Source organism: Amycolatopsis acidicola, assembly GCF_007713735.2.
Taxonomy (GTDB): domain Bacteria; phylum Actinomycetota; class Actinomycetes; order Mycobacteriales; family Pseudonocardiaceae; genus Amycolatopsis_E; species Amycolatopsis_E acidicola.
Genome location: NZ_VMNW02000026.1, coordinates 61482 through 79898, shown reverse-complemented (window position 1 = coordinate 79898; position 18417 = coordinate 61482). Strand labels below are relative to the sequence as shown.

General features: G+C 70.2%; 18 protein-coding genes. 7 read left to right on the top strand and 11 right to left on the bottom strand.

Annotation, left to right across the window (positions count from 1 at the left end; all coding sequences use genetic code 11):
• Positions 1-28 precede the first annotated feature (28 nt).
• Positions 29-1420 carry a class II 3-deoxy-7-phosphoheptulonate synthase gene (locus tag FPZ12_RS19095; protein WP_166462819.1) on the top strand — a complete coding sequence of 464 codons (1392 nt, stop codon included), beginning with the start codon at positions 29-31 and terminating at the stop codon, positions 1418-1420.
• A gap of 375 nt (positions 1421-1795) precedes the next feature.
• Here FPZ12_RS19095 and FPZ12_RS19090 read toward each other — a convergent pair whose 3' ends face one another.
• The 3 genes from FPZ12_RS19090 to pknB form a co-directional block, all read right to left on the bottom strand.
• Positions 1796-2353 carry a 2'-5' RNA ligase family protein gene (locus FPZ12_RS19090; RefSeq protein WP_144752687.1) on the bottom strand — a complete coding sequence of 186 codons (558 nt, stop codon included), beginning with the start codon at positions 2351-2353 and terminating at the stop codon, positions 1796-1798.
• Positions 2354-2386: 33 nt separating this feature from the next.
• Positions 2387-3688: a wax ester/triacylglycerol synthase family O-acyltransferase gene (locus FPZ12_RS19085; protein WP_144752690.1), complete on the bottom strand. Its 1302-nt coding sequence runs from the start codon at positions 3686-3688 to the stop codon at positions 2387-2389.
• A 191-nt stretch (positions 3689-3879) separates the two neighbouring features.
• A complete protein-coding gene (gene pknB, locus FPZ12_RS19080; RefSeq protein ID WP_144752693.1) occupies positions 3880-5871 on the bottom strand; it encodes a Stk1 family PASTA domain-containing Ser/Thr kinase in 1992 nt (663 codons plus the stop codon).
• Positions 5872-6004: 133 nt separating this feature from the next.
• On the opposite strand from pknB, the gene FPZ12_RS19075 reads away from it, so the two are divergent.
• A complete protein-coding gene (locus FPZ12_RS19075; RefSeq protein WP_144752696.1) occupies positions 6005-6373 on the top strand; it encodes an Rv2175c family DNA-binding protein in 369 nt (122 codons plus the stop codon).
• Here the strand turns inward: FPZ12_RS19075 and FPZ12_RS19070 are convergent.
• Positions 6342-7427, bottom strand: coding sequence for an MFS transporter (locus tag FPZ12_RS19070; RefSeq protein WP_243769911.1), 1086 nt, complete (start codon positions 7425-7427; stop codon positions 6342-6344). The genes FPZ12_RS19075 and FPZ12_RS19070 overlap by 32 nt on opposite strands.
• A gap of 74 nt (positions 7428-7501) precedes the next feature.
• Between FPZ12_RS19070 and FPZ12_RS19065 the strand changes: the two genes are divergently transcribed.
• Positions 7502-8008: a CGNR zinc finger domain-containing protein gene (locus FPZ12_RS19065; protein WP_144752701.1), complete on the top strand. Its 507-nt coding sequence runs from the start codon at positions 7502-7504 to the stop codon at positions 8006-8008.
• A 479-nt stretch (positions 8009-8487) separates the two neighbouring features.
• Here the strand turns inward: FPZ12_RS19065 and FPZ12_RS19060 are convergent, their stop codons facing one another.
• Genes FPZ12_RS19060 through FPZ12_RS19045 form a run of 4 tightly spaced genes read right to left on the bottom strand, consistent with a single transcriptional unit; the run spans position 8488 to position 12636 of the window.
• The gene (locus FPZ12_RS19060) at positions 8488-9273 is read right to left on the bottom strand and encodes an LLM class F420-dependent oxidoreductase (RefSeq protein ID WP_144752704.1); all 786 of its coding nucleotides are present in this window, start codon (positions 9271-9273) and stop codon (positions 8488-8490) included.
• Positions 9270-10133, bottom strand: coding sequence for a phytoene/squalene synthase family protein (locus FPZ12_RS19055; protein ID WP_144752706.1), 864 nt, complete (start codon positions 10131-10133; stop codon positions 9270-9272). The genes FPZ12_RS19060 and FPZ12_RS19055 overlap by 4 nt, the downstream gene beginning before the upstream one ends.
• Positions 10130-11572 carry a phytoene desaturase family protein gene (crtI, locus tag FPZ12_RS19050; protein WP_144752708.1) on the bottom strand — a complete coding sequence of 481 codons (1443 nt, stop codon included), beginning with the start codon at positions 11570-11572 and terminating at the stop codon, positions 10130-10132. The genes FPZ12_RS19055 and crtI overlap by 4 nt, the downstream gene beginning before the upstream one ends.
• On the bottom strand, positions 11572-12636 hold the full coding sequence (locus tag FPZ12_RS19045; protein WP_144752711.1) for a polyprenyl synthetase family protein: 1065 nt from the start codon (positions 12634-12636) through the stop codon (positions 11572-11574). Before FPZ12_RS19045 ends, crtI begins: the two co-directional genes overlap by 1 nt.
• 79 nt (positions 12637-12715) lie before the next feature.
• On the opposite strand from FPZ12_RS19045, the gene FPZ12_RS19040 reads away from it, so the two are divergent.
• A complete protein-coding gene (locus FPZ12_RS19040; RefSeq protein WP_144752714.1) occupies positions 12716-13501 on the top strand; it encodes a PIG-L family deacetylase in 786 nt (261 codons plus the stop codon).
• Between the two features lie 12 nt (positions 13502-13513).
• Here FPZ12_RS19040 and FPZ12_RS19035 read toward each other — a convergent pair whose 3' ends face one another.
• Together FPZ12_RS19035 and FPZ12_RS19030 are read right to left on the bottom strand one after the other, a co-directional pair.
• A complete protein-coding gene (locus tag FPZ12_RS19035; RefSeq protein ID WP_144752717.1) occupies positions 13514-14293 on the bottom strand; it encodes a hypothetical protein in 780 nt (259 codons plus the stop codon).
• Positions 14294-14351: 58 nt separating this feature from the next.
• Positions 14352-14786: a VOC family protein gene (locus tag FPZ12_RS19030; RefSeq protein WP_144752720.1), complete on the bottom strand. Its 435-nt coding sequence runs from the start codon at positions 14784-14786 to the stop codon at positions 14352-14354.
• A 9-nt stretch (positions 14787-14795) separates the two neighbouring features.
• On the opposite strand from FPZ12_RS19030, the gene FPZ12_RS19025 reads away from it, so the two are divergent.
• Entirely contained in the window at positions 14796-15566 is a 771-nt protein-coding gene (locus FPZ12_RS19025; protein ID WP_144752723.1) for a helix-turn-helix domain-containing protein, read from the top strand.
• On the opposite strand, the gene FPZ12_RS19020 is transcribed toward FPZ12_RS19025, so the two are convergent.
• A complete protein-coding gene (locus FPZ12_RS19020) occupies positions 15516-16376 on the bottom strand; it encodes a LysR family transcriptional regulator (protein ID WP_144752726.1) in 861 nt (286 codons plus the stop codon). The genes FPZ12_RS19025 and FPZ12_RS19020 overlap by 51 nt on opposite strands.
• 113 nt (positions 16377-16489) lie before the next feature.
• Here FPZ12_RS19020 and FPZ12_RS19015 point away from each other — a divergent pair, with 113 nt between their 5' ends.
• Entirely contained in the window at positions 16490-17488 is a 999-nt protein-coding gene (locus FPZ12_RS19015; RefSeq protein ID WP_144752728.1) for a bile acid:sodium symporter family protein, read from the top strand.
• Between the two features lie 14 nt (positions 17489-17502).
• Positions 17503-18387: a methylenetetrahydrofolate reductase gene (locus FPZ12_RS19010; protein ID WP_144752731.1), complete on the top strand. Its 885-nt coding sequence runs from the start codon at positions 17503-17505 to the stop codon at positions 18385-18387.
• Positions 18388-18417: the final 30 nt, after the last annotated feature.

Sequence of the window (18417 nt, the reverse complement as noted above, 5' to 3'; positions counted from 1 at the left end):
TCAGGCGGCGCCCGATACGCTGGGGTCCGTGAACTGGACTGTGGACGTTCCCATCGACACCCTCCCGGAACTCCCCCCGCTGCCTCCTGAGCTGCGGGAACGGCTGGACGAGGCGCTGGCCCGCCCGGCCGCGCAGCAGCCGGAGTGGCCGGACCCGGACGCCACCCGCCGGGTACGCGGGGTGCTGGAGAGCGTCCCGCCGATCACCGTGCCGCTGGAGATCGACAGGCTGCGCGAGCGCCTGGCGATGGTCGCGCGCGGGGAGGCGTTCCTGCTCCAGGGCGGTGACTGCGCGGAGACGTTCGAGTCCAACACCGAGCCCCACATTCGCGCCAACCTGCGCACGCTGCTGCAGATGGCCGTCGTGCTCACGTACGGGGCGAGCCTGCCGGTCGTGAAGGTCGGCCGCATCGCCGGGCAGTACGCCAAGCCGCGCTCGAACGCCACCGACGCGCTCGGCCTGCCGGTGTACCGGGGCGACATCGTGAACTCGCTCGTCGCGAAGCCCGAGCTGCGGGTGCCGGACCCGGGCCGGATGATCCGCGCGTACGCGAACGCCGGCGCGGCGATGAACCTGGTGCGCGCGCTCACCGGCGCCGGGATGGCGTCGCTGGCGCAGGTGCACGACTGGAACAAGGACTTCGTGCGCACCTCGGCCGCGGGCGAGCGGTACGAGGCGCTGGCGGGCGAAATCGACCGTGGTCTGCGGTTCATGTCGGCTTGTGGCGTCACCGACGCCTCGCTGCAGTCCACCGAGATCTTCGCCAGCCACGAGGCGTTGCTGCTCGACTACGAGCGGGCTTTGCTGCGGCTGGACAACGCGGATGCGGCGAATCCCAAGCTGTACAACCTTTCCTCGCACTTCCTGTGGATCGGGGAGCGCACCCGCCAGCTGGACGGCGCACACATCGCGCTGGCCGAGCTGCTGGCGAACCCGATCGGCGTGAAGATCGGCCCGACCACCACGCCCGAACAGGCCGCCGAGTACGTGCGCCGGCTCGACCCGAAGAACGAGCCCGGCCGTCTGACGCTGATCTCGCGGATGGGCAACGGCAAGGTGCGCGACGTGCTCCCGGCGATCGTCGAGGCGGTCGAAGCCACCGGGCACAAGGTGATCTGGCAGTGCGATCCGATGCACGGCAACACACACGAGTCGTCCACCGGGTACAAGACGCGGCACTTCGACCGGATCATCGACGAGGTGCAGGGTTTCTTCGAGGTGCACCACAAGGTGGGGAGCTACCCCGGCGGCATCCACGTGGAGCTGACGGGTGAAGACGTGACCGAATGCCTCGGCGGCGCGCAAGAAATTTCGGACGGCGACCTGTCCGGCCGCTACGAGACGGCTTGCGACCCCAGGCTGAACACACAGCAGAGCCTGGAGTTGGCCTTCCTGGTAGCGGAAATGCTGCGCGGCTGAGCTTTCGGCGCCCTCCACGCGGCTTCGCCGCGCCCCCCGGCCGTGTTGGCCGCTCCCGTTGGTGCGTTGGCTGCTCGCGTCGGTGTGTTGGCTGCTCGCGTCGGTGTGTTGGCTGCTCGCGGTGGTGTGTTGGCTGCTCGCGGTGGTGTGTTGGCTGCTCGCGTTGGTGTGTTTGCGTCCCCGCGGGCGGCCAACTCGCCACGGGAATGGGCACCAGACCTACGGGCGTGGCCGATCCGCCCGCGGGCGGCCAACTCGTGAACGGGGGGCCAACATGCGTGCGGGGGCGGCCAACTCGCGTGCGGGGGTGGCCAACATGCGTGCGGGAGTGGCCAACTCGCGTGCGGGGGCGGCCAACGTGTGTGCGGGGGCGGCTCAACCGCCCAGTGAGAACTCCGCCACTGGGTGCCAGGGGCCATGCTCGTCCTGGCCTGCTACCAGGCGGACGGTGTCGATCCGGGCGTGGATCGGCAGCGCGCCCGCGATGTCTTCGGCCACGCGGCGTTTGCTCTCCGCGTTCCCGGTGCGACTGTCCGCGACGGTCAGATGTGGCACCGTGTCCGGATGCTCCCCGGCATACGGCCGCAGCGCGGGAAAGCGCTTGCACACCTCGCGGGTCAGCGACCGGAAGTGCTCATCCGGCTTGGGTTCCAGCCACAGTACCTCTTCACCGAACCACTTGACCTGCGAGAACACGCAGTCGAACGCGCCGATGCCCGCCAGCGCCGCTTCGAGCGCGCTGAGGGTGCCGGCGCGGATCTGCCGCGGATGCACGAAGGGGTACAGCACGGTCACGTGCGCGGGCACCAGTGACGTGCCCGGCGTGTTCAGCCCGCGCCGGTGCCAGGCAACGGTTTGTTCCGCGTCCGGCACGGGCACGATGATCGCGCTTCTCGTCGCATGGGGCAGCCACGCAGCTGTGGGGACCGGCATGGATCAATCATGACGTATGCACACCACGATGAGTTAGACAGACCGCTCGTATAGAGCAGCGGCCGACTTCAGCACGGCATCACGCAGGGAACCCGTGTCCGGCACCGCGGCGCCGTTCGCCTGGAGTCCGATGTGGACACCGTCGTGGAAGACGGCGGCCGCGATGCCCAGCGCGTTCCGCGGGGCCAGCGGCACCAGGGGGTACACCTCACGCAAGGGCGCGCCGTCGAGGGTGAGGTCGAGTTTGGGCAGTGGCACGTTGGTGATCACCGTGTCGAACAACAGTCCGGACGCCTGCCCGGCGGCACGCGTGGCCAGCTTGTGCAGCGGCGGCGGCATCCTGTCCGCGAGCACCGGCACCGCGCCCGCGCCGGCCTGCGTGCCCACGGCCTTGTGGCGGTTCATCTCCCGCCGCACCGCGCGCAGCCGCTCCACGGGATCGTCGATGTGCACCGGGAGTTCGCACAGATACCCGGAAAGCCGGTTCGCGCCACCGCTTTCCCTGGCGCGGGTGCTCACCGGGATGAGCGCGCGCAGCCGCTTGCCGTCGACACGCTGCCCGCGGTTGACCATCCACTGCCGCAACGCGCCGGCCAGCACGGCGAGGATCACGTCGTTCGTCGTACCGCCGTGCGCCGCGCGGACCTGACGCAGCTCCGTTTCCTCCAGGCGGACGAACCCGAGCCGCCTGCTGGTGGAACTCGGTGCGGACAACGGGGAAAACGGGTACGGCCGCGCCGCGCGCAGAATCGAGGTGGCGATACCCGCCGTCTGTTTCCCGTCGCTGAGGGTTTCCTTCAGCAACGTCAGCGGAGAACGGGGCCGCGGCGGCGTTTCCGTCTTGTTCAGCAGCGCCTTGGTGATGGGCAGCTCGTCGATGAGCCCGGCGGCGACGGCGAACGCGCCGGCCCCGTCGGTGAACGCGTGGTGCAGTTTGAGCAGCAGGGCGAACCTGTTGCCCGGCAAGCCGTTGACCACGCGCACCTGCCACAACGGGCGGGCGAGGTCCAGCGGCTGCTCGATCCACTCGGCCGCGTGCGCGGCGAGCGGGTCCTCCTCGTAGAACTCGTGCAGTTCGCAGGTGTCGATGTGCTCGTGCGGGTCGAACAACGGATCGTCGGTCCAGTTCGCCGCGCCCGGCAGCAGACCCGGGCTGACCCGTTGCCGCAACCGGGGAATCCTTGTCGCCCGTTCCGCGAGCAGTTTCGCGATCTTCTCCGGGTCCACCGGTTCACCCGGGTCGAAGATCACCACCGCTCCCATGTGCATGGGGGTGGATTCCCCCTCGAGACACAGGAAAGCGACATCGAGCCCGCTGAGTTGGCGGCCAGCCATAGTCGACCCTTCTGTGGGGGATTCAGGAATGGAGTTGGCTACTACTGGAGCGCACAGACATGACGAGAGCGTAGTCGCTGTGTTTCGCAGGCGCTAACAGGATCCTCCTTCACTCGAAAGGAGGTACCACTGTCCATAGTAGACAATTCTGTTCCGGTGAAAGGTTCGGCTCGGCGACCATTTCCCCGCGATTACGGAAATGTTTTCAGGTTTACCTTGCTGCCCTTCTTCACGAGCTTGCCCGGTTCCGGGTCCTGCTGGATGACCAGACCGAACCCGTTGTTGCCGTTGCCGTTGCCGCGCGCCTTGCCCTCCACCTGGAGTCCGGCCGCCTGCAACGTCTGGACCGCGTCCTGGATCGTGTGGCCGATGACCGACGGGACCTCGACCGAGTTGGAAACGAACACACCGACCTGCGTGCCGGAGCTCGGGTTCGCGCCGGCCTTCGGATCCGTGCGCGTCACGTTGCCCGCCGAAACCTTCTCGGAGAACTCGGCGCCGGCGTCGAACGGCTGGAAGCCGGCCGCCTGCAGGGTCTGGAACGCCTGGTCGTGTGACATCCCGGTGACGTCGGGGATCGGCTGCGGCGGCGGGCCCTTGGACACGATGATCGTCACCGTGGCGTTCACGTCGAGCTGGGTGCCCGGTTGGGGATTCACGGAGACGACGTTCCCGCTCGGTACGCTGGTGCTGTACTGGTCGGCATTGGCGTCGTGCGCGGGCACCAGCTGGGCCGCGATGATCGCGGTTTCCGCCTGCTGCAAGGAAGTGTCCGAGGAAATATCGGGCACCGTCGGCTTGCCGGAGGAGATCACCAGCGTCACCTCGGAGCCCTTCAGCGCCGTCGAACCACCCGCCGGATCGGTGCGCACGGCGAGCCCGGCGGCCACCGTGTTGTTCCGCTGCTGGGTGACCTTCGCGGTGAACCCGTTGGTGCGCAACGTTTCCGTCGCCGTCGCCTGATCCATTCCGGAAACCTGCGGGACCGCTGCCGTGCGGGACGCCGGTTCGCCCGTGGTGAACCACCAGAGCCCGCCGCCGATGATCGCGACGAGCACCACCGCGGCGATGGACCACAGGGCGATTTTCCGGTTGCGGTCGCGCTCCGGCGGGGGCTCCGCGGGTGCTGCGGATGGCGGAACCGGCGGCGGCACCTGGCCCATCCCGGTGACGCGCGTGGCATCGGGGCGCAGCATCGCGCGCGTGCCGCGCGGACCGGAAACCGGAGAAGTAGGGCCGACCGCGGAGAAAGCCGGGATCGTTTTTTCCGCATCCGGAACCTGATCGTCCTTGCCCGGCGGGACCGGGATGGCGACCGGGCCGAGCCCCAGCGAGGCGCGGATCTGGCGCAGCTCGCGCAGGAACGCGGCCGCGTCGGCGGGGCGGGCCTCCGGGTCACGCCGGGTGGCGCGCAGCACGAGATCGTCCAATGCCGCGGGCACCTGCGGGTTGACCGCGCTCGGCGCGGGCACGTCGTCGTTCACGTGCCGGTACGCCACGGAAATCGCGGTGTCGCCGGTGTAGGGCACGCGGCCGGTGAGCATCTCGTACAGCACGATCCCGGCGGAGTAGACATCGCCGCGTTCTTCGGCGAGACCCGTGGTGACCTGCTCCGGAGAGAGGTACGCGACGGTGCCGAGGATGATGCTGGAGCTGGTCGTGCCGGAGCTGGCGACCGCGCGGACGAGGCCGAAGTCGGCGACCTTGACCACCCCGGTCGGCGGGGTGCCGGTGCGCCCGATCAGCACGTTCTCCGGTTTGACGTCGCGATGCACGAGGCCGGCGGCGTGCGCGGCGGCGAGCGCGGCCAGCATCTGCTCGGTCACCGACAGCGCCAGCGCGACGTCGAGCGCGCCGCGGTCGTCGAGCAGGTCGCGCAGCGTGCCGCCGTCGACGAGCTCCATCACGAGGAAGACGTGCGGGCCGTCGACGCCCTGGTCGTGCACGGTGACCACGTTCGGGTGGTGCAGTTTGGCCGCCGACCGGGCCTCCCGCTCGAACCGCTCGACGAAGGAACGGTCGTCGGCGAAGCGCGGGTCCATGATCTTGATCGCGACGGGACGGTCCAGCCGTGTGTCGGCGCCCCGGTACACCGAGGACATGCCGCCTCGCGCGATGGGCGTGTCGACCCGGTAACGCCGCTCCAGGAGCGTTCCGGCCAGACCGGTGTCGGTGGTTGTCACGGAGGCGATCGTACGGACTTGCGCCACCCCCGTGACCGATACCCATGATCGACTTGTTCGCGCTGTTGAGGTTTCGTTACGCCGTTGGAGCGATATTGCCCTCGGTGATGCCCCGTGTGGCACAGTGTCAACTGTGAGTGCGATTCCTGTCGCTGATGACGTGCTGGGCCCCGAGGTCGAACTGCTGCGCCTGGCGGAGGTGAGCAACGCTCTCGGGCTGTCGGAGAACAAGGTGCGTCAGCTGCTGCGTGACGGACAGCTGATCGCGGTCCGCCGCGACGGCGATCTGTTGGTGCCCGCGGACTTCCTCGCGGACGGCGCCCCGGTGAAAGGCCTCGCGGGCCTGCTGACAGTGCTGTCCGACGCGGGCTTCGGCCGCACCGAGATGTTGCGGTGGCTCTACACCGAGGACGAGTCGCTGCCCGGCACCACGCCGGTCAACGCGCTGCGGACCAACCATGGCACGGAGGTCAAGCGGCGCGCGCAGGCGATGGCGTTCTGAGCGCCAGGCCCGAAGCTCCCGCCACCAGTCCGATCGCCGCCGCGACCCAGAGGCACATCGTCACCGAGTGCCCGGCCAGTGGACCGGCGAGCGCCGAACCGAGCGCGAACCCGGTCACCTTCAGGCTGGCACCGGTCGTGAACACGCGACCACGCAGTGCCGTGGGCGCTTCGCGGTGGCGGATCCCCATCAGCGCGACGAGTTGCGGGCCTTCGCCGATTCCGCTCAGCGCGGCGGCGAACACGATGGCGGGCCCGGGCAGCGCGGCCAGCGCGTAGCTCGCGGCGAGCACGAAAGTGCTGCAGAGCAGCAAGGTGTCCGGCCGCCACGGCCACGGTTTCCGCGCCAGAAAGCCGTTCGCCAGCAGCGAAGCGACCGCGACGACGGTGAGCAGGAGCGTACCGAGGGTGGCGGCGCCGAACCGTTGTTCGCCGATCAACGGCAGGCACACGACGAACATGCCGACGCCGACGTAGGAAACCGTCGACGCGACGGTGGCGCGCAGCAGCGGGCGATGCGCGAAAATCGCCGTGAATCCGGCTGTCCACGAGGTTTTCCCGGTATGCGGGGTTCCGGCCGGGAGCGACCACGCGGACGGCAGAGCGAGGACGACAAGGCCCACGGCGGTGGCCAGCGCGGTGCCCGCGCCGAGCCAGCCCGCGATCAGCGCGGCGAACGCCGGACCGGTGAGGCTGGCGAAACTGTAGGTGAGCGCGTCCAGCGCCGTGGTGCGAGAAAGGTCGCGGCCGTGCGGAAGCTGCGCCGTCCAGCCCCCGGCGATGGCGGGGTTGAACAGGCCGGTGAGTACGGCCAGCGCCACCACCGCGGCTGTCGGCACGTGCCCGAGCGTGGCCACGATCGCGCTCAACCCCAAGGCGTACGCGGCGAGCGTGACCGCGAGCAGCCTGCCGGGACGGCGGCTGCGATCCAGCACAGTGCCGAACACCGGGCCGCCGATGGCCGAGGACGCGGTGAGCCCGGCCAGCAGCGCGGACGCCGTGACGGGTGAGCCCGTGGCGGCCAGCCCGAGCAGCAGGAGTGCGGGCCCGGACATCTCATCCCCAGTACGCGCCGCCGTGGCCCCCGCCAGGTAACGGCTTAGCATGAGAAAGACGTTACACTGCCGGGGTGACCGATCCGGTGCGGCGAGCGGCGGACCTGGTGAACGTGCTGGTTCCCGGGCCGGCGACGGCAGGCCAGGTGCGGGAAGTGCTGCGCGCGCACGGCGAACCGGAGCCGATCGAGCTGGCGGTGGACGATCTGGCCGACCTCCGTGCGGCCGCGGAGGTGCTACGCGCGATCTTCGCGGCGGGAACGGTGGACGAGGCCGCGGCGGCGCTCAACGCGGCGCTGGCCGAGCACGCCCGGCCGCCGCGGCTCACCACGCACGACGGCACTTTCGCCTGGCACCTGCATGTGGACAGCAGCGACGACGCGCCGTGGGGGGAGTGGCTGGTGACGTCGTCGTGCCTGGCGCTCGCGTTCCGCCTCGCCGAGAAACAGCGGCCGCCGGGCGGAATCTGCGCCTGCGGGAAGTCCTTTGTGGACACCGGGCGCGGTGAGCGGAAGCAGTACTGCTCGGCCCGCTGCGCGACCCGCGCGCGAGTCGCGGCCCACCGCGCCCGGCGTGCCTGATCCGGCCCGAGGTGGGTGGAGGTGGGCGCGGCCGAGTTGCTCGGCGTGCTGTGTGAGCCGCGCGCGGGTCGCGGCCTGCCGTGCCCGGCGTGCCTGATCCGGCTGGAAGTGGGTGGGTGTGCAGCCGTGGCCGAGTTGCTCGGCGTGCTGTGTGAGCCGCGCGCGGGTCGCGGTCTGCCGTGCCCGGCGTGCCTGATCCGGCTGGAAGTGGGTGGGTGTGCAGCCGTGGCCGAGTTGCTCGGCGTGCTGTGTGAGCCGCGCGCGGGTCGCGGCCTGCCGTGCCTGACCGGCTGGAGGTGGGTGGAGGTGCAGCCGCCGCCGACTTGCTCGGCGCGCTCCGCGACCCGCGTGCGGAGTGGCGGCCCACCGCGCCCGCCGTTATGACCCGACCGGAAGCGGGCGGATCCGCAGCCGACTTGCTCGGCGCGAGAAGTTCCGCCACGGCTGTGGTCGGATCAGTAACGGCCCGGCGCCGAAACTCAGTTGTTCTGGGTCTTGGCCCAGTCGATCCACTTCTTGAGCAGGGTCAGGTCGTAGTCCGGCCCGCCCGCGCCCACGGTGAACTGCGTGACGCCCAGCGCCAGCAGCTTCGGCCCGAGCTCGTCCGGCTCGCCCCGCACGCCGGTCGACAGCTCGATCTGGCCGAAGTCCCGGCCCACGTCGGCGCAGTGCTGCTTGAGGATGCCGACCTTGCGCTCGACCACCTCGGGGTCACCGAAGCCGTGCCAGATGTCGGCGTGCTGGGCCACCATCCGTAGCGTCTTCTTCTCGCCGCCGCCCCCGATCAGCACCGGGATCTTGCGGGTGGGCGCCGGGTTCAGCTTCGCCAGCCGGGATTCGATGCGCGGCAGCGACTCGGCGAGCGCGTCGAGCCTGCCGCCCGCGGTGCCGAACTCGTAGCCGTACTCGGTGTAGTCCTTTTCGAACCAGCCCGAGCCGATGCCGAGGATCAGCCTGCCGCCGCTGATGTGGTCCACCGTGCGGGCCATGTCGGCGAGCAGCTCGGGGTTGCGGTAGCTGTTGCAGGTGACCAGCGCGCCGATCTCGACGCGCGACGTGGACTCGGCCCAGGCGCCGAGCATCGTCCAGCACTCGAAATGCATCCCGTCGGGGTCACCGTACAACGGGTAGAAGTGATCCCAGTTGTAGACGATGTCCACGCCGAGGTCCTCGGCGCGGGACGCGGTCTCGCGGATGGTCTTGTAGTCGGCGTGCTGCGGCTGCAGCTGCAGCCCCACGCGGACGAAGCGCTCGACGGAAGTCATGATCTCCAGCCTAGTGTGGCTCCCGCGGCCACGCGCATTCTCCGCACCAGCGAGACCGAAACCCGCCGGTTCAGCACGTCGAACTCGTGCCGGGCGAGCTCGTCGAGGATGCCGCGGTAGAGCACCAGCGCGGTGTGGATGCACGAGCGGGATTCCTTGCGCAGCAACGGGATCCCGGCTTCGGCGCGACGGTAGACCGCCCGGTTACGCGCGGCCAGCGAGCCGAGCGCGCGGCGGACTCGCGGGTCGGTGCGTTCGTGTGCGCGGCACCACACCAGCAGTTCGCGGTCCACACCGAACGCGGCCAGCTCGCCGGTGGGCAGGTAGAGCCGACCGCGGTCGAGGTCTTCGCCGATGTCGCGCAGGAAATTGGTCAGCTGGAAGGCTTCCCCGAGCGCGGCGGCGCTCGGCGCGGCCTCCTGCCTCGGCACCACGGTGCCCAGCACCGGCAGCATCTGCAGGCCGATCACGCTCGCCGAACCGTAGGTGTATTCGCCCAGTGCGGCGAAATCCGGGTATTCGGTGACCGTCAGGTCCATCCGCATCGAATGCAGGAAGGCGTCGAACAGCTCGCGTTCCAGCGCGTAGCGCCGGACGGTGTCGGCGAGCGCCTGGAACACCGGGTCGGTCTGCGGGTCCCCGCCGAACAGCTTGTCCAGCTGGCGTTCGAGCTCGCCCAGCGCGGTTTCGGGGTCGCGTTCCGGGTTGTCGACGAGTTCGTCCGCGGTGCGGGCGAAGGCGTACAACGCGTGCGTCGCCGGGCGGGCGTGCGCGGGCAGCAGCCGGGTGGCGAGGAAGAACGTCTTGCCGTGGTGGGCGTTGATCCGCCGGCAGGCCCGGTAGGCGTCCTCGAGTCTCATCTGCCGATGATCCTCGCGGCGGCGAGCTTGCCGGAGATCAGCACCGGCGGGATGCCGACCCCTGGCGTGGTCCCGCAGCCGGCGAGCACCACGTTTTCCACGCCGCGCACCACGTTCCGCGGCCGGAACGGGCCGGTCTGCGCGAAGGTGTGCGCGAGCGAAAACGGCGTGCCCGCGGCCATTCCGCGCTCCGCCCAGTCGCGCGGGGTCACCAGTTCGTCCACTTCGTACTGTTCGGCGAACCCGTCGAGCCCGCGGGCGGCGAGCGTGCGGAGCAGCTCGTCCCGGTACGCCGGGCCCACGCGCGGCCAGTCGATCCGGCCGGTGCGGAGATTCGGCGCGGGCGCGAGGACGGACACCACGTGCCCGTCGGAGGCCAGCGTCGGGTCGGTCGCCGTCGGGCGGGTCACGAGCAGGGAGGGATCGCTCATCAGCGAACCGTCCCGGATGATCTCGGCGAACGTGCGTTCCCACGCGTCGCCGAAGAAGATCGTGTGGTGGTCCAACTCCGGCCAGCGGCGCGAAGTGCGGCCGTGCAGCACCACCGCGGAAGGCGAAAACCGAAGCGGCACAAGGCGTTTCGGCCGGACACCGAGCAGCCTGTACGCGGTGGTCAGCTCGGTGGCCAGTACGACGGCGTCGCACTCGATCCGCTCGCCGGCGCGCGTGCGCACCGCGCGGACGCGGGAGGAAACCCTTTCCAGCCAAGCGGCTTCGGTGCCGAACTCGAGCCGCGCGCCGGCGCGCTCGGCGGCGTCGGCGAGCACCTGCCCGACCCGGCCCATGCCGCCGAGCGGGTAGTACACCCCGGCGACAGTGTCCATGTACGGGATAACGCCGTACGCGCCGAGCGCGTGCCGCGGGTCGAGCCCGGCGTAGAGCGACTGGAAGGAGAACAGCCGTCGCAGGCGGGGATCGTGCAGGAACCGGGCGATTCGCGGGCCGAGCCGCCCGAAACCGCCCAGCACCACCAGTTTCGCGAGTTCCGGGCGGACGAGGTCGAGCGGGGAGTCGAAGTTCGCGCCGATGAACCTGTCCTTCTCCACCGCGTACAACTCGGTCAGCCACCGGCGAAGACCGCGATAGCCCACCGCGTCGCGCGGCCCGGCGAAGGCGCGGATCTCCTCTTCCATCGCCTCCGGCTCGGTGCGCACGGGGATCGAGCTGCCGTCGGCGAACCTCGCGCGATAGGCGGGATCGAGCCGGATCAGCCGCAGCCGGTTCCGTTCGCCCACCGCGGCCAGCGCCTCGTCCAGCAGCTCGGGCATGGTCAGCACGGTGGCGCCGGTGTCGACCGAGAACCCGTCGCGCTCCCGCTGGCTCACCCGGCCGCCCGGCCGGTCGTCCTGTTCGAGCAGCGTCACCTGACGGCCCGCGCCGAGCAGGTGCAGGGTGGCCGACAACCCGGCGAGGCCGGCGCCGATCACGACGACATGCACTAGTGCGTCCTTCTCGTGGCTTTGGCCGCCAGCTCGGTCAGCTCGGCGCCGGCGGGCTCGAGCAACTCCGCCCGATCGAGTGCTTTCAGCGCCGTTTCGGTCAGCGCGTCGATGCGCTCCTCGACCGCGGCCACGGCGCCCACCTCGGTCAGGGTTTCCCGCACCCGCGCGACATCCGACTGCGACAGCGCGGGATTGCCGATGGCGTGCGTGATCACCTTCGCCTGCTCCGCACCGGCGCGTTGCAGGCCCAGCGCGACGAGCAGGGTGCGCTTGCCTTCGCGGAGGTCATCGCCCGCCGGTTTGCCGGTGACCGAAGGATCGCCGAAGACGCCGAGCAGATCGTCCCGCAGCTGGAAGGCCACCCCGATGTCGCGGCCGAACTCGCGCAGCGTCTCGATCTGTGACGGCTCCGCGCCCGCGAGCAGCGCGCCGAGGTGCAGCGGCCGCTCGACCGTGTAGGCCGCCGTCTTGAGCCTGCTCACGCGTAGCGCGGCCTCGGGGGAGGCGTCCCCGGTCGCCTGGGTCCGGACGTCGAGGAACTGCCCGGCGAGCACTTCGGTGCGCATCGCGCGCCAGGCCGGGCGCGCCGCGTCGAGCGTCGCGGGCGGGAGCGCGGCGGAGCCGAACATGTCGTCGGCCCAGGCCAGCGCGAGGTCGCCGATCAGCACCGAGGCCGCGAGGCCGAACGCGGGGGCCGGGCCGAGCCAGCGCTCCGCGGTGTGCAGGTCGGCGAACGCGACGTGCACCGTCGGGCGCCCGCGCCGCGAGTCCGAGGAGTCGATCAGGTCGTCGTGGATCAGCGCGCAGGCCTGCACCAGTTCGAGGCTCGACACGACCCGCAGCACGCCGTCCGCGTCCGCCTCCGCGCCGCCCGTGCCGCGCCACGCCCACCAGGCGAACGTGGGGCGCAACCGTTTGCCTCCGCGCAGCACGAACTCCCCGAGAGCGTCGACGCCGGCGGCGAAGCTGGGCTCCACGGCACGGATGTCCGCACCGGCCTCGTCGAGGAAGCGGGCGAGCTCGGCTTCCACGTGCCCTGGCAGGTCGGCGTCGTAGTCCATGTGCCTATCGTCGGGGGTCGGCGCGGGTTTCGCGATCGCGGGGTGGCCGAGGTGTGACGGCGCCCCGTAGCCTCGACTGGTGTCGACCATGGTGACCTTCCACGCGCATCCCGACGACGAGTGCATCACGTGCGGTGGCGTGATGCGAAAAGCGTACGAAGAAGGGCACCGCGTGGTGCTCGTGGTGGCCACGCGCGGCGAGCACGGCGAGGTGCCCGACGGGTTCCTGGCCGAGGGCGAGCTGCTCGCCACCCGCCGCGTGGCCGAAACCGAGGCGGCGGCGGAGATCCTCGGTGTCTCACGCGTCGAGTTCCTCGGCTATGTGGACTCGGGGATGATGGGTGAGCCGACCAACGACGAGCCCGGTTCGTTCTGGACCGCGCCGGTCGAGGAGGCGGCGGCCAAGCTCGCGGAAATCCTGCGCGAGGAGAACGCCGAGGTCCTCACCTGTTACGACGACAACGGCAACTATGGCCACCCGGACCACATCCAGGTGCACCGGGTCGGCATGCGGGCCGCCGAATTGGCCGGTACCCCGCGCGTCTACCAGGCCACGACGAGCCGCGAGCACATGCTGCACGGGATGAAGGCGATGGCCGAGCAGGCCGGCGTCGAAGCACAGGAGCCGCCGGAGAACCTGGGCAAACCGGAGGCCGAGATCACCGCGGTCGTGGACGTGACGGCGTTCCTCGAGTTCAAGCGGCGCGCGATGCGGGCGCACGCGAGCCAGATCAGCGAGGAGTCCTTCTTCCTGGCCATGCCGGACGAAGGGTTCGCGTACGCCTTCGGCACCGAATGGTTCATCCGTGCCGGCCAAGGCCCGGGCGTCACCGAGAAGGATCTGTTCGAAACCGTTGCGGAGTAAGGGAAAACCGGCTCAGACGATGGTGCCGGTCTGCGCGTCGAAGATCGCCTTCGTGACATCGCGCGAACGCAGGTAGGCGCCCGGGGTCTGGTACTCCCACATCCCGGCGACGATCGAGACGTTCTCCGCGCCGGGGAAATCGACTTTCGCCACGGCGACGATGTCCGTGACGTCGGCCATGTTGATCCAGCGCCGCACCGAGGGCGGGCGCCCGCGCTCGGCCGTTTCCGGCAGCACGCCGGGCATGGCCAGCGGGCTGCCGACCGTGAGCAGCAGCGGCACGGGCGTTTCCTGGTGCTCCCAAAGGGCTTCGTACGCCACGGCGGAGCCCAGCGAATGCGCCAGGATGACGTCCGGCCGGTGGCCCGAGATCGCCGCCGCCACCGCCTCCCGGCAGGCGGCGCGCCGGGCCGGATCGATGAGGTACGCGTACAGCTCGCGGCAGAAGGCGAGCGCGAACAGGCGCGTGGCCGAGCCGAAGTTGTTCGCCATCAGCTCGGCCGCGTCGCGCGCGTCGGTGATCGGCGCGGAGCCGGGGCGCAGCAGCTCGGCCCACTGGATGAGCAGGGCCTGCTCGCCCGGCTCCATGAGCGCCGGGTCCTCTTCCAGTTCGTACCCCAGCTGGTGGCCGTAGTAGGCGAGTCTGAGGTCGACCGAGGAGTTGGCGGGCATGGCCGTGCCGAGGTGCTGGAACCAGTCGGTACCGAGCGCGACCGCCGCGCCCTCGGCCGAACCGGTACGGCGGTGGTAACGGTAGGTGCCGGTGCCGTGCACACCGAGTACCCGCAGCATCCGTGCCCCTTCGTCGCTGCCGTGGACCCCTCGCTTGTCGTTCTGGGCCGCCTGGGCGTTACCCGATTACGCCGATTGCCACCCGACCGGACGCATCGACCGTCCAGCCCGGATTGTGCGCCACCTCCCACACGACACCGTTGGGGTCGGCGAAATGTCCGTGGTAGCCCCCGAAAGCGGCCTTCTGGGGTGTTTTCACGACGGTCGCGCCGGCCCGCTCGGCGGCCGCGACGCACGCGTCCACTTCCCCGGGGCTGTTCAGATTGTGGGCGAGTGTCACACCGGAAACGGCTGGCGCGCCGGCGGACTCGAGGTCCTCGGCGAACTTCACGGCGTCGAACATGCCCAGCACCGTGCCGGGCGCGATCTGGAAGAAGAGGACCTCGCCGGGCACGTCGAGCAGCGCCGTCCAGCCGAGGCCGGTCACGTAGAACTCGCGGGCCGCGTCGAGGTCCGCGGTGGCAAAGGTTACGAAGCTGACTTTCTGTTCCATACTCGGAGCATGTCACCGGCCGCGGCCCCAGCCTTGAACGAAACGGACCCCGTTTCGGTCTATCGCGAGCTGCCCGGCGCCGGTGTGCTGCGGTGCTGGTGGGAACAGCGCGTGCACGAGATGCCCAAAATGCAGCGGGTGCTGCCCGACGCGTGCGCGGACGTGCTCGTCAGCGCGGACGGCGAAGCGAGCCTGATCGGCCCGACGATGTCGGTGGCGCTACACGATCTTCGGCCCGGCACGAGTTTTCGCGCCGTGCGCTTCCAGCCCGGCGCGTTGCGGTCTGCGCTGGGGTTGTCCGCCGCCGAGGTCCGTGATCAGGTACTGCCGTTGACGTCCGTGCTGCCCGACCGCGCCGCGCGGCTGCTGGCGGAACAGGTGTGGGCCTGCCGGTTCCCGGAAGCGTTGCGCCCCATCGGGTTCGACCCCCGTGTGCGCGAAGCGGTGCGGCTGCTTTGGTCCTGGCGTGACGTCGACCGTGTGGCGGCGGAACTCGGGTTGACGGCGCGGCATCTCCGCCGGTTGCTGGTCGAAAACGCCGGTGTGGGGCCGAAAGCGGTGCAGCGGGTCGGCCGGCTGCAGCGTTTCCTGACGTTCGCCGAGCAGTGTTACCCCGTTGCCACGCTGGCCGATCTCGCCGCTGAGGCCGGTTACGCCGACCAAGCCCACCTTGCCCGCGAAGTGCGGGATCTGGCTGGGCTTCCGCCTTCGGCCCTGCTGCGCGAGCGTTCAGCGAGTGGCGTGGAGACGGCCGGCGCCGGCGCGGATCGCCTCGGATAGCGCGGCCGTCGGCCCTCGCATCGCGGCGCGCCGCGCGGTCAGGATGAACTCCACCTCGCCCGGATCCGGCAGGTCGTGTCCCGTGGGCAGTTCCACGAGCCCGGCCGGGACGAGGCTGCGGGCGAACACCACCACGCCCAGCCCGGCCAGCGCCGCCGCGCGCAACCCGTTGAGGCTGCCGCTGGTGCACACGATCCGCCAGCTCTTCCCGTTGGCGTGCAAGGATTCCATCGCGCGGGCGCGGGTGATGCTCGGCGGCGGGTACGCGATCAGCGGCACCGGGGCGGCCTCGTCGAGCTCGAACCCCTCGCGGCCGACCCACACCAGCTCGTCCGTCCACAGTGCACCGGTGCCGTCCTCGCCCGGATGCCGTTTGGCGAGCACGAGGTCCAGCTCGCCCGCGCGCAGTTGTTCGTGCAGCACACCGGAAAGCGCCACGGTCAGCTCCAGGTCCACCTGCGGATGCGTCCGGCGGAACTCGCCGAGGATCTCGGGCAGCGGGCCGACGACGAAGTCCTCCGAGGCACCGAACCGCACCCGGCCGCGCAGTTCGGTGCCTGTGAAATAGCTCATGGCGCGGTCGAGGGTTTCGATGACGGTGCCGGCGAATCCGAGCATCGCCTCGCCGTCCGCGGTCAGCTCGACCGAATGCGTGTCGCGCAGGAGCAGCTGCTGGGTCGTGGCCTGTTCGAGCTTGCGAATGTGCTGGCTGACGGTGGATTGGCGGAGTCCGAGGTGGCGCGCGGCGCGCGTGAAGCTCCGCGTTTCCGCGACCTCGAGGAACGTCTTCAGCCAGACCGGATCGAGCACGAGAAGGAGCGTATATCACGTGGCGCGATAGCAGTTATGGCGCTAATCATGCTTCACAATCGAAGGCGGCCGCCGGAGGATGGAGTGACCGGCCCGGAAGAGAGGACAGGTTCATGCGTGGCTCCGCGCTGCTCGCCAAGTCCAGGATCGACCCGTTCATCCTCGGGATCCTGGCCACGGTAGGCGTGGCCGCGCTGCTGCCCGCCCGCGGCCACGGCGCCGATATCGCTTCCGCGGTGAGCGCGATCGGCGTCGGCGCGCTGTTCTTCCTCTACGGCGCGCGACTGTCCACAGCGGAGGCTGTGGAAGGACTGAAGCACTGGCGGCTGCACCTCACGATCCTCATCGCGACGTTCGTGCTGTTCCCGTTGCTCGGCCTGCTGACCCGGCTCCTGCCCGGCGGGGTGCTGAGCCCGACGCTGGTGGCCGGCGTGATCTTCCTGTGCGCATTGCCGTCGACGGTGAACTCATCCATCGCGTTCACCTCCATCGCCCGCGGCAACGTGGCGGCGGCGATCTGCAGCGCGACGTTCTCCAGCCTGATCGGGATCGTGCTCACGCCGTTGCTGGTGGGTTTGCTCCTCAACACCTCGGGCAGTGGATTCTCGGCGCACTCGGTCACGTCGATCGTGCTGCAGCTGCTGGTGCCGTTCGTGGCCGGACAGGTCGCGCGGCGCTGGATCGGCGGCTGGATCGCGCGGCACAAGAAGGTGCTCGGCCGCGCGGACCGCTCGGTGATCCTGATCGTCGTGTACACGGCGTTCAGCGAAGGCGTGGTCGCCGGGATCTGGCACCAGCTGAGCTGGGTCTCCCTCGTCGCGCTGCTCGCGGTGAACCTGCTGCTGTTCTATGCGGTGTTCTGGATCCTGAAGCTCGTCGTGCCGCGGCTGGGGTTCTCCCGCGCGGACGAGATCGCGATCGTGTTCTGCGGGTCGAAGAAGAGCCTGGCCAGCGGGCTGCCGATGGCCACCGTGCTGTTCCCGGCGCATACGGTCGGGCTGATCGTGCTGCCCCTCATGCTGTTCCACCAGGCGCAACTGATGATCTGCGCCGTGCTGGCGCGGCGATGGGGAGCCAGGTCTCAGGCCGGGGACTTGGAGGTCGTGCACTAGATACGATGTCCGGTATGACGTCGGTGCTGGAGCGGTTACAGGGCGATGCCCCCGTGTTCTCGGTGGAGTTCTTCCCGCCGCGGGACGCCGCGGACGAGGCTGTCCTGTGGAAGTCGATCCGGCAGCTGGAGCCGCTCGACCCGGCGTACATGTCGATCACCTATGGCGCCGGCGGTTCCAGCCGCGACGGCACGATCCGCAACATCGCCCGCGCCGCGACCGAGACCACGCTGGTCCCGATGGCGCACCTCACGGCCGTGAACCACTCCGTGGCCGAGCTGCGCAACGTCATCGGCTGGTACGCGGCCGTCGGCGTGCGCAACATCCTCGCGCTGCGGGGCGACCCGCCGGGCGACCCGTACGGCGACTGGGTGGCGCACCCCGAAGGCCTGAAGTACGCCGAGGAACTGGTCTCCCTCGTGCGCTCGCTCGGCGACTTCTGCGTCGGCGTTTCGGCGTTCCCGTACGGGCATCCGCGCTCGCCGGATCTGGAGACCGACACGAAGTACCTGGTGCGCAAGTTCAAGGCGGGCGCGGATTTCGGCATCGCCCAGCTGTTCTTCGAAGCCGAGGACTTCCTTCGCCTCCGCGACCGGGTGGCCGCCGCGGGCTGTGACGCGCCGTTGATCCCCGGCGTGATGCCGCTGACCACCCCGCGCACGCTGCACACCACGATCAAACTGTCCGGCGCGCAGTGCCCGCAGCAGCTGCTCGACCGGCTCGAGCCGTTGTCGGAGCAGCCCAAGGCCTTCCGTGAGGAGGGTATGAACGTGGTCACCGAGCTGTGCGAACGGCTGCTCGCCGAGGGCGTTCCGGATCTGCACTTCTACACGTTCAACCGCGCGAAGGCGACGCGCGAGGTCGTCCACCGGCTCGGGCTGGTGCCCGCGCGCGCCTGAAATCTCGTTGCCCGGCACGGTAGGTTCTCC